Genomic DNA, 15,728 nt, shown 5'->3' with positions numbered 1-15,728 from the left:
CATTTTAAATTAAAAGTTATGCAATATATATATTCAATCAAGTCAATCGGTAAAAGAGGGTGGTTCACCCTCTTAGCCTTGATACTAGTAATTGGGCTCTATGCTCAAGAGGCTTCCGTAAAAGGAGTAGTGTTGGATGAAACCGACACACCGCTTATTGGAGCAACTATTCAAGTGAAAGGAACTTCCACAGGAGCCATCACTGACATTGATGGTAATTTTACGCTCAAAACGAAAAAAGGAAATACACTTGCGATTTCTTATATCGGTTATAAAACCCAAGAAATCAAATATACGGGACAATCCTCTATAAATATAAAAATGGTTCCGGATAATCAATCGCTTGAAGAAGTAGTGGTTGTGGGATATGGTGCAATGAAACGTAGTGACCTGACCGGTTCTGTATCATCAGTTTCGATGAAAGATATTGAAGGATTCCAATCCAGCTCTATTGCCGGAGCATTGGGAGGTCAGGTTGCCGGTGTACAAATTACCTCTACAGATGGTACTCCTGGTGCCGGATTCAGCATCAATATCCGTGGGGTCGGTACACTTACTGGCGACTCTTCCCCACTTTATATCGTAGACGGTTTTGAGGTAGAGAGTATCGACCACATCGCCAACTCCGATATTGAATCTATGGAAATTCTAAAAGACGCTTCCTCTTCTGCTATCTATGGTGCACGTGCAGCTAACGGTGTAGTGTTGATTAGCACTAAATCAGGGAAAGTGGGCCGACCAATTGTTTCATACAACGGTTCGGCAAGTTACCGTAATATCTCTAAAAAACTGGATGTATTGTCTCCATACGAATTTGTCAAATTGCAAGGTGAAGTAAACGAACAATACTTAGGTACTTATTATAAAGAAGGAATGGATGAAGAAGGTAATCCGTATCGTTACCAATCATTGAATGACTATATTGGTGATAAAGGGGTTGATTGGCAAGATCAAACATTCAACTCAACTTGGTCGCAAGATCATAACTTTTCCGTCACTGGTGGTAACAACGACACCAAATATACAGCCTCATTCTCTCGCTACATTGAAAACGGTATCTTCAAAAATAGCGGTTTCGACAAAACAACAGCCAAAGTTCGTTTCAATCAAAAGATAACCAAGAATATCACATTGGACGCTACAATCAATTATGCACAAACCAACCGTAAAGGTTCAGGTACTTCTGCCGATGCCGGACGTTTCAACATGTTGGCACAAATATTAAGTGCGCGTCCAACACCAGGTTGGAAAATGACAATTGAAGAATTTCTTGATGCCGCAATTGACCCCGAAATGTTAGAAACAGGTGAAAGCCTTGCACAAGTGAATCCTGTAAAACAGGCAGAATCTGTGACTAACGACAAACGTTCGGAACTATGGTCGGGCAATGCTTCATTAACTTGGCAAATTATTAAAGGACTGACTTTCAAAACTGCCGGTACATATAATACGACCAACAATCGCACTGATGTTTTCTATAAGAATGGTTCAAAAGAGGCATATCGTAACGGTGAAAGTCCTTATGGACGCACACAAATGGGACGTGATGTTCGCTGGACAAATTATAATAATTTGACTTGGAAGCAAAAAATCAAAAAACACCAATATGATGTGATGCTAGGTCATGAAGTTGCTTATAGAAGTACGGAATATTTATTAGGAGAAGCAATGGATTTCCCATTCGACAACTTAGGTAACAATAATTTAGGACTTGGAGCAACTCCTAGTAAAGTAGAAAGTAACTACAGTGACAAGATGTTGTTGTCATTTTTTGCACGTGGTAATTATAATTACGACAATCGCTATTTGTTAACAGCCACTATACGTGCCGATGGATCTACTGTATTTTCCAATAAAAACAAGTGGGGATATTTCCCTTCATTCTCTGCAGCGTGGCGTGTATCGGAAGAGGCATTCATGAAAGATGTGCGCTGGATTTCCAATTTAAAAGTGCGTTTAGGATGGGGTACGGTAGGAAATGACCGCATTTCCAATTATCTTTCAATGGACTTGTATTCATCAAACAAATATGGAGTAGGAAATAATACAGTAACCGTACTGACTCCTAAACAATTAAAAAACTCCAACTTGAAATGGGAAGGTTCTACAACAACCAACTTCGGTATTGATTTAGGTTTATTTGACAACCGACTGAATGTAATTGCTGACTTTTTCGTGAAAAATACTAAAGACTTATTGTTAGAGCAATCGCTGGCACACGTCACCGGATTTGGCTCACAAATGCAAAATATTGGCAAGATTCAAAACAAAGGGATTGAGTTGAGCTTAAACAGCACTAATATTCAGACTAAAGATTTCACTTGGCAGACCAACTTTAATATTTCGTTCATCAAAAACACATTGAAAGGGTTGGCTTCCGGAGTAGAATCAATGTATGCACGTTCCGGTTTTGACAGCAACTTCACAGCTTATGACTACATCGCTACTGTAGGGCAATCACTCGGATTGATTTATGGATACGAATTCGATGGTATTTATCAAAGCTCTGATTTCAACAGAACACCAAGTGGGCAATTAGTACTGAAAGAAGGTGTAACAAACAATGCCAGATACAACGGTACTTTACAACCTGGAGTCGTAAAATACAAAGACCAAGATGGCGATGGTGTAATTACCACCAATGACCGTACAGTGATTGGAAACGCGATGCCTAAATGGTATGGAGGTATCACTAACACTCTTAATTTTAAAGGAATAGACTTTGGATTTATGTTCCAGTTCAACTATGGTAACAACATCTACAACGCAACGCGTATCTATGCTACACAATCAAGAAGTGGACGTAGAAATATGCTTGCAGAGGTTGCAGACCGTTGGAGCCCGACTAATGCATCAAATAAAGTTCCTGCATATAATGGATATATCACTAATGATGTCTACTCTCGTTTTGTTGAAGATGGTTCATTCCTTCGTTTAAAAAACTTAACATTAGGGTATACACTTCCTCACAAATGGGTACGTAAGTTCCATGCATCCAAGCTACGCATTTACGGAACAGCACAGAACCTGTTCTGCGTTACAAAATACAGTGGATACGACCCCGAAGTAAACAGTGCAAGCAACAACCCAATGACTCCTGGCTTGGACTGGGGAGCTTATCCTAAGAGTAGAGTATTTACATTTGGTATTGATCTTCAATTTTAATTCATAAGACGAAAACAATGAGAAAAATAACATACTTTATAGTGGCATTAGCTATGTGCGTGCTACCTTGCTCCTGTTCACTGGAAGAAGAAACCAGTACAGAGATTGAAAAGAGAAACTATCTGAATAACGCAAGCGAAGCCGAGAATGTATTGTTAGGTGTATACAGGACCAATGTGGAAGATGCAATGTATGCCTATCACCTATCTATTTTGTTCATAATGGGAACGGATATTGCACAAGTGGAAGGTTCGACGACAGAAAACTGGCGCATCATCCCTACCAATGCTTTTCCTACCACTCAGTCAGAAATACAACAAACGTGGGCAGCTCTTTATAAAGGAATTTACAGAGCTAACGATTTTTTGGAACAGATTTCTAGAAAAATCAATACATACAACAACACTGATAAACAACGGGCTACTATCTATATTGCAGAAGCCAGAGCATTAAGAGCTATGTACTACTTTGAACTAGTTCGTCGTTTTGGCAATATTGTTTTGATGCGTACTACAACAGAATCTAACCAAGCCCCCGCTACTTACACACAAGCAGCTCCCGAAAAAGTGTATGAATTTATCGAAGAGGATTTGTTGTTTGCCAGTGATGTACTTCCGTATGCTAGCGATGACACGTATCGAGCAAGTAACGAATACCGTTTTTCAAAAGGTGCAGCACTAGGACTTTTGGCAAAGGTATACGCTACTTGGGCAGGCTATCCGATAAATGACACATCCAAATGGGAGCAGGCTGCCAAAACCGCAAGTATTCTGGTTAATTCCGGCAAACATGGACTGTTACCCAATTACGAACAATTGTGGAAAAACACATGCAATGGCATTTGGAATCCAACAGAAAGTTTGATAGAAGTTTCTTTCTATTCACCAACCGTTTCAGGCAATAGCGATCCTGTAAGCCGTATTGGAAAATGGAATGGAGTGAAAACAACAGCAATTGCCGGTAAACGCGGTAGCTGTGCAGGTAACCTTAAAGTAGTGCATACCTTTGTAAAAGAATGGCGTGAACACTCCAATGATCTTCGTTGCAATTTGTCGGTAGCTAACTATAGATACAATGACGAATATATTTTATGGGCATCTGGTAAAAATGATACACCTGAAACAGCACAAGAAAAAGACGCTGATCCAACAAAAGCTCAAAAAGAGAAGCAGAACTATACCCCGGCCAAATGGGACATTGAGAAATATGTAGAGAATGGATTGCTCATCAACAATGATAAGTCAAATGTCAATTGGTATGTTTTGCGCTATGCCGATGTGCTCCTTTTGTATGCAGAAGCTCTGAACGAATGGAAGCACGGTCCAAATAGCGAGGCATATGCCGCAATCAACGCAGTACGCCGCCGTGGATTCGGAAATCCTAACAATACAGTCTCTTGTGATCTACCTCAAGGATTAGACGAAGAAGGATTCCGCAAAGCTGTTCAAAAAGAACGGGCATATGAACTTGCATTCGAAGGACACCGACGTTTAGACTTAATTCGTTGGGGAATTTATTATGAAACTATTCAAAATACACGTAAGGAATTAGCTAATTGGTGGCAAACAGATAATGCTAAGTTCAACTATGTAGTCTATAATTACACAGAAAAAGGGAAACACGAATTATTTCCTATCCCACAACGTGACATAGACTTGTGCCCGAAATTCGAACAAAATCCAGGCTGGAAATAATCACAAAAACATTCTTATAATCTATAGAAAAAGTTTTAATCCTCTCCAATATGCCCCTAACCAAGGCGTATTGGAGAATATTAAAACCTTTTTCAACAAAATCAAAACTTGAAAAGCAGAGTTCAAACTCCTTTTGGACAATCCTGCAACACAAAGTTAAGCCTTTCCACTACTTTTGTATCAGTTACAAAACTTCTAAAAACAATCACTTAAAATGAATAACATGAAAAAGAAACTTGTTCTCTTTGCTTCGGTTAGTATCGCACTCGCATCGTGCCAGACAACCCCAAAGGAAGACTACAGTTGGATAAAAAAAGGACTGGATGTAGCTTCTGCCCAATTACAACTTTCCGCAGAAGAGGTTAGTGGTACGGGAATGTTGCCACGCTCCATCCGCACAGGTTATGATATGGATTTCCTTTGCCGCCAGTTGGAAAGAGATTCATCAACATTCAAAGATTCACTCCGCGCACAACCGACTGCCGATCAACTAGGCAAACGCCGTCTTTGTGGCGTTTATGACTGGACAAGCGGTTTCTTCCCCGGTTCTTTGTGGTACGCATACGAACTGACAGGAAACGATACACTGAAAGCGGAAGCCATCCAATATACAAATCTGCTGAATCCGGTACGCTATTATAAAGGTACACACGACTTGGGATTCATGGTTAATTGCAGCTACGGTAATGCAGAGCGTCTTGCTCCCAATGATACTATCGCAGCTGTGATGAGAGAAACTGCCGATAATCTTTGCGGACGTTTCAACGATTCTATCGGTGCTATCCGTTCATGGGATTTCGGAACATGGAACTTCCCGGTAATCATCGACAATATGATGAACCTCGATCTGCTGTTTAATGTAGCCAAAGCGACAGGTGACCATAAATACAAAGACATTGCTATCAAGCATGCTATGACTACCATGAACAATCACTTCCGTCCGGATTATACTTGCTGGCATGTAGTAAGCTACAACAACGATGGAACTGTTGAACGCAAACAAACTCACCAAGGCAAGAATGACGATTCTTCATGGGCACGTGGTCAAGCATGGGCTGTATATGGCTACACAGCTTGCTACCGTGAAACAAACGACAGTACTTTCCTGAACTTCGCTATCAAAGTGGCTGATATGATTATGGATCGCGTTAAAACAGACGATACTATCCCCTACTGGGATTATGATGCGCCTGTGACGGAAGAAACTCCACGTGACGCTTCTGCCGCTTCTGTTACCGCTTCTGCCATGATCGAACTAAGCACCATGGTTCCTGACGGACAAAAATATCTGGATTATGCGGAAAAGATTCTGAAAAGTTTATCAAGCGATGCATATCTTGCAAAAGTTGGCGACAACCAAGGATACATTCTGATGCACTCTGTAGGTTCACTGCCTAACGGTTCTGAAATCGACACTCCACTGAACTATGCTGACTACTACTATTTGGAAGCATTGAAGAGATTCATGGACTTGAAGAAGTTGAGAGTTGAGAATGGAGAGTTGAGAGTGATCCAATAATACAAAAGTGAGAGTGTTCTCAATCGTAAATTGTAAATCGTAAAATCGTAAATTATATCATGAATAAAATTTTAAAGTATATCCTTTTGCTGGCTATTGCTTGTTTTGCAGGTAAAGCTAGTGCCCAGGAATTGAAAAGCGAAGTCTTTTCTCTTCTTAATCTGGACTACCCGGGATTGGAAAAAGTAAAAGCCTTGCACCAGGAAGGTAAGGACGAAGATGCCGCAAAAGCATTACTCGACTACTATCGTGCACGCACCAACGTAAAAACTCCGGATATTAACCTGAAAAAGGTTACTATCGGCAAAGAAGAACAACAGTGGGCAGATGACGCATTGAAGCACACTTTCTTCGTTCACAAAGGTTATCAGCCTTCTTACAATTACGGAGAAGACATCAACTGGCAATACTGGCCGGTAAAGGATAACGAACTTCGCTGGCAACTTCACCGTCACAAATGGTTTACTCCGATGGGTAAGGCTTACCGTGTATCCGGTGACGAGAAATATGCCAAAGAATGGGCACATCAGTATATCGACTGGATTAAAAAAAATCCGTTGGTAAAGATGGACAAAAAAGAATATGAGCTGGTAAGTGATGGAAAAATCAAAGGCGAAATAGAAAACGTACGTTTCGCATGGCGTCCACTGGAAGTGAGCAACCGTCTGCAAGACCAGACTTCACAGTTCCAGTTGTTCCTGCCTTCTCCTTCTTTCACTCCGGACTTCCTGACTGAATTCCTGGTGAACTACCACAAACATGCCGTACATATCTTAGGTAACTACTCCGACAAGGGTAATCACCTGTTATTTGAAGCTCAGCGCATGATTTATGCAGGTGCTTTCTTCCCTGAGTTCAAAGATGCTCCGGCTTGGAGAAAGAGTGGTATCGATATCCTGAACCGCGAAATTCACGTACAGGTATATGAAGACGGCGGTCAGTTTGAACTCGACCCTCACTATCACCTTGCTGCTATCAACATTTTCTGCAAAGCATTAGGAATTGCAGATGTAAACGGATTCCGCAAGGAATTCCCACAAGATTATCTGGATACTATCGAAAGTATGATTATGTTCTACGCCAACATTTCTTTCCCGGATTACACAAACCCATGTTTCAGCGACGCCAAGTTGACAACTAAGAAAGAAATGGTGAAGAACTACAAAGCTTGGAGCAAACTGTTCCCGAAAAACCAGGCTATCAAGTACTTTGCAACAGAAGGCAAAGAAGGTGCATTGCCGGATTATATGTCTAAAGGATTCTTGAAATCAGGTTTCTTCGTGTTCCGCAATTCTTGGGGAACGGATGCTACTCAGATGGTAGTAAAAGCTGGTCCGAAAGCATTCTGGCACTGTCAGCCGGACAACGGTACATTCGAACTTTGGTTCAACGGCAAGAACTTGTTCCCGGATTCCGGTTCGTATGTATATGCAGGTGAAGGCGAAGTGATGGAACAACGCAACTGGCACCGTCAGACTTGTGTACACAACACAGTAACGCTGAACAACAAGAACTTGGATACTACAGAATCGGTTACCAAACTGTGGCAGCCGGAAGGTGCCATCCAGACTTTGGTTACCGAAAACCCGGGTTACAAAAACTTGAAACACCGTCGTTCCGTATTCTTCGTGGATAATACTTATTTTGTAATTGTGGACGAAATGGCAGGCAGTGCCAAAGGTTCTATCAATCTTCATTACCAAATGCCGAAAGGCGAAATCGCCAACAGCCGCGAAGACATGACATTCCTTACTCAGTTTGAGGATGGAAGCAACATGAAACTGCAATGTTTCGGTCCCGACGGTATGTCGATGAAGAAAGAACCCGGATGGTGTTCAACAGCTTATCGCAAACGTTACAAACGTATGAACGTATCATTCAACGTAAGAAAAGACGGAGAAGAAGCTGTACGTTATATCACTGTCATCTATCCTGTTAAGAAAAGCGCAGATGCCCCTAAATTTGCCGCTAAATTCAAGAACAAAGCGTTCGATGAAAACGGATTGGAAGTAGAAGTGAAAGTAAATGGAAAGAAACAGTCACTAAAATATAAACTCTGATAAAAAGACATTGACCGATGTCCATCAGAGCGTAGCGAAGAATCTCCTCTCTACGTTATAAAGAGAGGAGATTTTTCGTCACTACGCATCCCCCCTGAATGACAGTCATATCCGGCTATTATTCGTTTATTAGTATCACATTCTCCTCAAAAAGACTCTTTATTATGAGAAACTATCCCTCTACCCTACTCCTTCCATTGGCTGCATTAAGCCTTGCTTCCTGCGGCAATCAGAAGAAAGAAGAAACTAAACGCCCGAACATCATCTTTATGATGACGGACGACCATACCACCCAAGCCATGTCCTGCTATGGTGGAAACTTAATCCAGACTCCTAACATGGACCGGATTGCCAACGAAGGTATCCGTTTCGACAACTGTTATGCAGTCAACGCCCTCTCCGGCCCTTCACGTGCTTGTATCCTCACCGGCAAATTCAGCCACGAAAACGGTTTTACCGATAACGCAAGTACATTCAACGGTGACCAGCAGACATTCCCCAAACTTCTCCAACAAGCCGGATACCAAACCGCAATGATTGGTAAATGGCATCTTATCAGCGAACCGCAAGGTTTCGACCATTGGAGCATCCTCAGCGGTCAGCACGAACAAGGCGACTACTACGACCCCGACTTTTGGGAAGACGGCAAGCATATCGTAGAAAAGGGATATGCAACGGATATTATCACTGACAAAGCTATCAAGTTCCTTGAAGGCCGCGATAAAAATAAACCGTTCTGTATGATGTATCATCAGAAAGCACCGCACCGCAACTGGATGCCTGCTCCCCGTTATCTCGGCATCTTCAACAATACCACTTTCCCGGAACCCGCCAATCTGTTCGACGATTACGAAGGTCGTGGAAGAGCATCCCGTGAACAAGATATGTCTATCGAGCACACACTGACGAATGACTGGGACCTCAAGCTACTGACCCGCGAAGAGATGCTGAAAGATACGATCAACCGCCTGTACAGCGTGTATAAGCGTATGCCTATCGAAGTACAGGACAAATGGGATTCCGTATATGCACAGCGCATCGCTGAATATCGCAAAGGCGACTTGAAGGGCAAAGCATTAATCAGTTGGAAATATCAACAGTATATGCGCGACTATCTGGCTACCACATTAGCGGTAGATGAAAATATCGGTCGCCTGATGAATTACCTCGAAAAAATCGGCGAACTGGACAATACTATTATTGTCTACACCTCCGACCAGGGTTTCTTCCTTGGCGAACATGGCTGGTTTGACAAACGCTTCATGTATGAAGAATGTCAACGCATGCCGCTTATTATCCGTTATCCGAAAGCAATTAAAGCAGGAAGTACCAGTAACGCCATCAGCATGAACGTAGACTTTGCCCCTACTTTCCTCGACTTTGCCGGAGTGGAAATCCCGTCTGATATCCAAGGAGCCTCCCTGAAACCGATATTGACAAGCGAAGGCAAAACTCCCGCCGACTGGCGTAAAGCCGCTTATTACCATTACTACGAATACCCAGCCGAACATTCTGTAAAACGCCACTACGGTATCCGTACACAAGATTTCAAACTCATTCACTTCTATAACGACATCGACGAATGGGAAATGTATGACATGAAAGCTGACCCAAGAGAAATGAACAATGTCTTCGGCAAACCGGAATATGCTGAAAAACAAAAAGAACTGATGCAACTGCTTCAGGAAACTCAAAAACAGTATAAAGATACAGACCCTGATGAAAAGGAAAAGGTTCTTTTCAAAGGTGACAGAAGACTGATGAAGAATAGATAAAGATTAACCAAAAACAATTATATCATGGACAGAAGAAGTTTTTTAAAAAACACAGGATGGTCTTTCCTCGGATTGGCAGCTTCGGGCAGCTTGCTCGGTTCTTGCGCACCAGGAAGCAAGGATGCCAAGAAAATCATGCCATCAGCCAGCAACCTCAAAATGTATTGGGGCGACTTACATAACCACTGTAACATCACATACGGACACGGCGACATGCGCGATGCTTTTGAGGCGGCGAAAGGACAATTGGATTTTGTGAGTGTTACTCCTCATGCCATGTGGCCGGATATTCCCGGCGCGGACGACCCTCGTCTGAAATGGGTAATCGACTACCACACCGGTGCTTTCAAGCGTTTGCGTGAAGGCGGTTATGAGAAGTACGTAAAAATGACAAATGAGTATAACAAGGAAGGTGAATTCCTGACTTTCGTAGGATACGAAGCTCATAGTATGGAACATGGAGATCATGTTGCGCTGAATTATGATTTGGACGCACCGCTTGTAGAATGTACTTCAATCGAAGACTGGAAAGAAAAGGCTAAAGGACATAAGGTATTCGTCACTCCGCACCACATGGGATACCAGGGCGGTTATCGCGGTTACAACTGGAAATGCTTTACCGAAGGTGATATTACTCCGTTCGTAGAAATGTACTCCCGCCACGGTCTGGCAGAAAGCGATCAGGGAGACTACCCCTATTTGCATGATATGGGACCACGCCAATGGGAAGGAACCATTCAATATGGTCTTGAATTAGGTAATAAATTCGGTATCATGGCTTCCACCGACCAACACTCCGGTTATCCGGGAAGTTATGGCGACGGACGTATCGGTGTCTTGGCTCCGTCACTGACTCGTGACGCTATCTGGGAAGCGCTCCGCACCCGTCACGTATGTGCCGCAACGGGTGATAAGATTCTTATCGATTTCCGTTTGAATGACGCTCTTATGGGAGATGTAGTCCGTGGCAACAGCCGTCGCATCTATCTGAACGTAACGGGCGAAAGCTGTATCGACTATGTAGATATTGTAAAGAACGGTCAGATTTTGGCTCGCATGAACGGTCCGTTGACTCCGGTTGCCCCGGAAGGCGATACAGTACGTTGCAAAGTTAAAGTAGATTTCGGTTGGAACCGTGAAGAGCAATACGTACATTGGCAAGGCAAATTATCATTAGACAAAGGACAGCTCCATAGCGTGACTCCTTGTTTCCGCGGTGCAGCCTTCACTTCTCCTCAAGAAGGTGAGACTGAGTTCCACACACATGTCAACCGCATCGTATCTGTCGGTGACAAGGAAACCGAACTGGATATGTATAGCAGCAAAAACCCGAATACGACGACTGCGGCCATGCAAGCTGTAATCCTTGATGTGGAAATGCCGAAAGACGGTAAGATTATCGCAGAGTTCAACGGTAAGAAGTTTGAGCATACATTGGGCGAATTGCTCGAAGGCTCACGTTCGCACTTCATGATAGGCTGGTTGAGCGAAGCAATCCTCTTCAACCGTGCAATGCCGGAAAGCTGCTTCACAGTAGAGCACTACATGGAAGACAAAGAGCCTCAACGCGATACGGATTACTGCTATGTACGCGTTCGCCAACGTGACGGACAATGGGCTTGGAGTTCACCCATCTGGGCAGAAAGAGTATGATTTTCAAGTATTAAGAAATAAGTATCAAGCATTACTTTGCAGATATGGAAAAAGAATACGCTATAGGAATTGACCTTGGCGGAACTTCTGTGAAATACGCCCTTATTGATAATGAAGGCGTATTTCATTTTCAAGGGAAGTTGCCGTCGAAAGCTGATGTATCAGCCGAAGCTGTCATCGGACAGTTGGTTAGTGCTATCAATGAAGTGAAAGCCTTTGCACAGGAAAAAGGCTACCAAATTGATGGTATAGGAATCGGAACACCGGGCATTGTGGATGGTACGAACCGTATTGTTTTAGGAGGTGCGGAAAATATCAACGGCTGGGAAAACATTCACTTGGCAGACCGCATTGAAACGGAAACCGGACTTCCGGCTTTATTGGGAAATGATGCCAATCTGATGGGACTGGGAGAAACGATGTACGGAGCCGGTCAGGGAGCCACTCATGTTGTTTTCTTGACGGTAGGAACGGGTATTGGCGGTGCAGTAGTCATCGACGGCAAATTGTTCAACGGTTATGCCAACCGGGGAACGGAGCTGGGACACGTGCCTCTCATTGCCAATGGCGAACCGTGTGCTTGCGGTTCTGTCGGCTGTCTGGAACACTATGCTTCCACTTCTGCTTTGGTACGCCGCTTCAGTCAACGAATAATAGACGCAGGCATCTCCTACCCGGATGAAGAGATTAACGGAGAATTGATTGTCCGCCTTTATAAACAAGGGGATCCGATTGCAAAAATATCACTGGAAGAACACTGTGACTTTTTGGGACACGGAATTGCAGGATTTATCAATATCTTCAGTCCGCAAAAGATTGTGATTGGTGGAGGGCTCTCCGAAGCAGGAGACTTTTACATTCAGAAAGTAAGCGAAAAAGCGCGTAGTTATGCCATCCCCGACTGTGCTGTGAATACTCAAATCATAGCTGCCGCTCTTGGAAACAAAGCTGGAAGTATTGGAGCTGCGTCACTTGTATTTACTCAATTATCTGCTCCAAACCTGATTAAATTATGAGAAAGAATTTAGGTATGTTGACGCTGATTATGGCGTTCTTGTTTACCATTCTGCTATCCGCCAACGGGTATGCGCAAAAAGGAATCATGCGCCTGACTCAACAGACTTTGATGCATGAGGTCCGCGAAACGCCTTCACCACTGGACGGACAGCATATAGCAATCAATCCGCCACGTTTCATGTGGCCGGACAAGTTTCCTCATCTCGGCGCCGTACTTGACGGTGTAGAAGAAGAGGATTTCAAACCGGAAGTGACTTACCGCATCCGGATCGCATGCGACCCAGAATTCAAATCGGAAGTGATAACCGCTGAAAGGAAATGGGCCTTTTTCAATCCTTTCAAATTATTCGGAAAAGGGAAATGGTATTGGCAACACGCTTATGTAGATAAAGACGGAAAGGAAGAATGGTCGCCTGTTTATCATTTTTATGTAGACGACCAGACACGCACATTCAATCCGCCTTCATTGCAAGAAGTATTGGCTAAATTGCCCAAGTCCCATCCCCGCATCCTGCTCGATGCCAACGACTGGGACAACATCATCGAACGGAACAAGAATAACCCGGAAGCACAGATGTATATCACGAAGGCAAACAAATGCCTCAACCACCCGTTGAAGCATTTGGAAGAAGAGATTGATACGACGCAAGTTGTCAAGTTGACCAATATTGTGCAGTATCGCTCCGCCCTGATTCGTGAGAGCCGGAAGATTGTAGACCGTGAAGAAGCGAATATCGAAGCGATGGTACGTGCCTATCTGCTGACTAAAGATGACGTGTATTATAAAGAAGGTATCAAACGCCTTTCCGAAATTCTTTCCTGGAAGAACAGCAAATATTTTGCAGGAGACTTCAACCGTTCCACTATCCTGTCCATGAGCACTTCGGCTTATGACGCATGGTACAATCTGCTGACACCGGAAGAGAAGAAGTTGCTTTTAAGAACTATCCGTGACAACGGCAAGAAGTTCTATCACGAATACGTCAACCATCTCGAAAACCGTATTGCCGACAACCACGTTTGGCAAATGACATTCCGTATTCTGAATATGGCAGCCTTTGCTACGTATGGCGAACTCCCGATGGCTTCCACTTGGGTGGACTATTGCTACAACGAGTGGGTATCCCGTCTGCCGGGACTGAATGCCGACGGCGGATGGCACAACGGTGATTCTTATTTTCATGTCAATCTCCGTACATTGATCGAAGTCCCCGCTTTCTACTCCCGTATCAGCGGATTCGACTTCTTTGCCGACCCCTGGTATAACAATAACGCACTTTACGTTATTTACCAGCAACCGCCATTCTCGAAATCTGCCGGACAAGGCAATTCGCATGAAACGAAGATGAAACCGAACGGTACACGGGTAGGTTATGCGGACGCATTGGCACGCGAATGCAACAACCCTTGGGCAGCCGCTTATGCACGCACGATATTGGAGAAAGAACCGGATATTATGAAGAAAACATTCTTGGGAAAATCCGGCGACTTGACCTGGTATCGTTGTACGACAAGAAAATCTTTACCGAAAGAGGAGCACTCATTGGCAGAACTTCCCATGACAAAGGTATTCAACGAAACAGGAATTGCAACGATGCATACTTCTTTGGGAGACATAGACAAGAATGCAATGTTGTCATTCCGTTCCAGCCCTTATGGTTCCACCTCCCATGCACTTGCCAATCAGAATGCGTTCAATACTTTCTATGGCGGCAAAGCTATTTTCTACAGTAGCGGACACCGTACGGGATTCACAGACGACCATTGCATGTATTCGTACCGTAATACACGTGCGCATAATAGCATGCTGGTCAACGGAATGACCCAGAAGATAGGAACGGAAGGATACGGATGGATTCCACGCTGGTATGAAGGAGAAAAGATTTCGTACATGGTCGGCGATGCTTCCAACGCTTATGGCGATGTGACTTCCCCCCTATGGCTGAAACGCGGTGAATTGTCCGGCACTCAATACACGCCTGAGAAAGGTTGGGACGAAAACAAAGTAGACATGTTCCGCCGCCACATCATCCAATTGGGAACTACCGGAGTGTACGTTATCTATGATGAACTGGAAGGAAAAGAAGCTGTGACATGGAGTTATCTTCTGCATACGGTAGAACTTCCGATGGAAATGCAGGAACTGCCCGATGAAGTAAAAGTCATCGGACAAAATAAAGCCGGCGGTACCTCCGTGGCTCATTTATTCAGCTCGGCAAAAACAGAACAAGCTATCATAGATACTTTCTTCTGCGCCCCGACCAACTGGAAGAATGTAACGAATGCCCAGGGAAAGGCTCTGAAATATCCCAACCACTGGCATTTCTCCTCAACAACCGTTCCTTGCAAAACCGCCCGTTTCTTAACGGTTATGGACACTCACGGGAACAACCGTCCGGACATGGAAGTGACTCGCAAAGGCAATACCGTACAGGTAGGCAATTGGGTTATCACTTGTAATCTGACAGATAAAGGAAAGGCCGCTATCAGTGTCACCAATAAGGCTGAAAAGGTTTCCTTGAATTATGATGCAGGTAAAGAGGAAGGTGCGACGATTGTCACTGACCAAGTGGAAGGTAAACAGGTCAGCAAAGTTCTGACGGACTATTTACCTGATTTTGAGATATAAGCCAACAGTATTCAAGAGGGTGTCCGAAAAGGGTATCCTCTTGAATCAGAAAATAAAATCGTTCAAGTTTCTTTTACAATAAATCTCTGTAATTTTAGTCTCTGAGAACATAGTGATAATCGTTTAAATGTTATAACTCAGAGCCTGTTTAAATTCTCTTCAGTCATAATTTTATAGCTGATATTTCAACTTACCCCGGCTCTTCTTGTCGCGTCC

8 protein-coding genes are annotated in these 15,728 nt (G+C 43.6%); all 8 read left to right on the top strand.

What is annotated here, in order from left to right; genetic code table 11:
- Nucleotides 1–18 precede the first annotated feature (18 nt).
- The 8 genes from NSB03_RS01200 to NSB03_RS01165 all read left to right on the top strand — a co-directional run bounded on the left by NSB03_RS01200 (nucleotide 19) and on the right by NSB03_RS01165 (nucleotide 15,512).
- Nucleotides 19–3,165: a SusC/RagA family TonB-linked outer membrane protein gene (locus tag NSB03_RS01200; RefSeq protein ID WP_024986239.1), complete on the top strand. Its 3,147-nt coding sequence runs from the start codon at nucleotides 19–21 to the stop codon at nucleotides 3,163–3,165.
- A 17-nt stretch (nucleotides 3,166–3,182) separates the two neighbouring features.
- A complete protein-coding gene (locus NSB03_RS01195) occupies nucleotides 3,183–4,859 on the top strand; it encodes a RagB/SusD family nutrient uptake outer membrane protein (RefSeq protein ID WP_121766696.1) in 1,677 nt (558 codons plus the stop codon).
- Between the two features lie 214 nt (nucleotides 4,860–5,073).
- Complete coding sequence (locus tag NSB03_RS01190) at nucleotides 5,074–6,378, top strand: DUF4995 domain-containing protein (RefSeq protein ID WP_257466154.1); 1,305 nt, start codon at nucleotides 5,074–5,076, stop codon at nucleotides 6,376–6,378.
- A gap of 59 nt (nucleotides 6,379–6,437) precedes the next feature.
- Entirely contained in the window at nucleotides 6,438–8,438 is a 2,001-nt protein-coding gene (gene hepC / locus NSB03_RS01185; protein ID WP_024986240.1) for a heparin-sulfate lyase HepC, read from the top strand.
- Between the two features lie 164 nt (nucleotides 8,439–8,602).
- Nucleotides 8,603–10,213: a sulfatase family protein gene (locus tag NSB03_RS01180; protein WP_024986241.1), complete on the top strand. Its 1,611-nt coding sequence runs from the start codon at nucleotides 8,603–8,605 to the stop codon at nucleotides 10,211–10,213.
- Between the two features lie 24 nt (nucleotides 10,214–10,237).
- Nucleotides 10,238–11,866: a PHP domain-containing protein gene (locus tag NSB03_RS01175; RefSeq protein ID WP_024986242.1), complete on the top strand. Its 1,629-nt coding sequence runs from the start codon at nucleotides 10,238–10,240 to the stop codon at nucleotides 11,864–11,866.
- A gap of 44 nt (nucleotides 11,867–11,910) precedes the next feature.
- The gene (locus NSB03_RS01170; RefSeq protein ID WP_024986243.1) at nucleotides 11,911–12,882 is read left to right on the top strand and encodes an ROK family protein; all 972 of its coding nucleotides are present in this window, start codon (nucleotides 11,911–11,913) and stop codon (nucleotides 12,880–12,882) included.
- Between the two features lie 14 nt (nucleotides 12,883–12,896).
- On the top strand, nucleotides 12,897–15,512 hold the full coding sequence (locus NSB03_RS01165; RefSeq protein ID WP_172503962.1) for a DUF4962 domain-containing protein: 2,616 nt from the start codon (nucleotides 12,897–12,899) through the stop codon (nucleotides 15,510–15,512).
- The last annotated feature ends 216 nt before the right edge of the window (nucleotides 15,513–15,728 follow it).

It is taken from the genome of Bacteroides acidifaciens, from assembly GCF_024623065.1.
GTDB lineage: Bacteria > Bacteroidota > Bacteroidia > Bacteroidales > Bacteroidaceae > Bacteroides > Bacteroides acidifaciens.
Note: the sequence above shows the minus strand (reverse complement) of the source record. Positions and strands in the feature narration are given on the sequence as shown.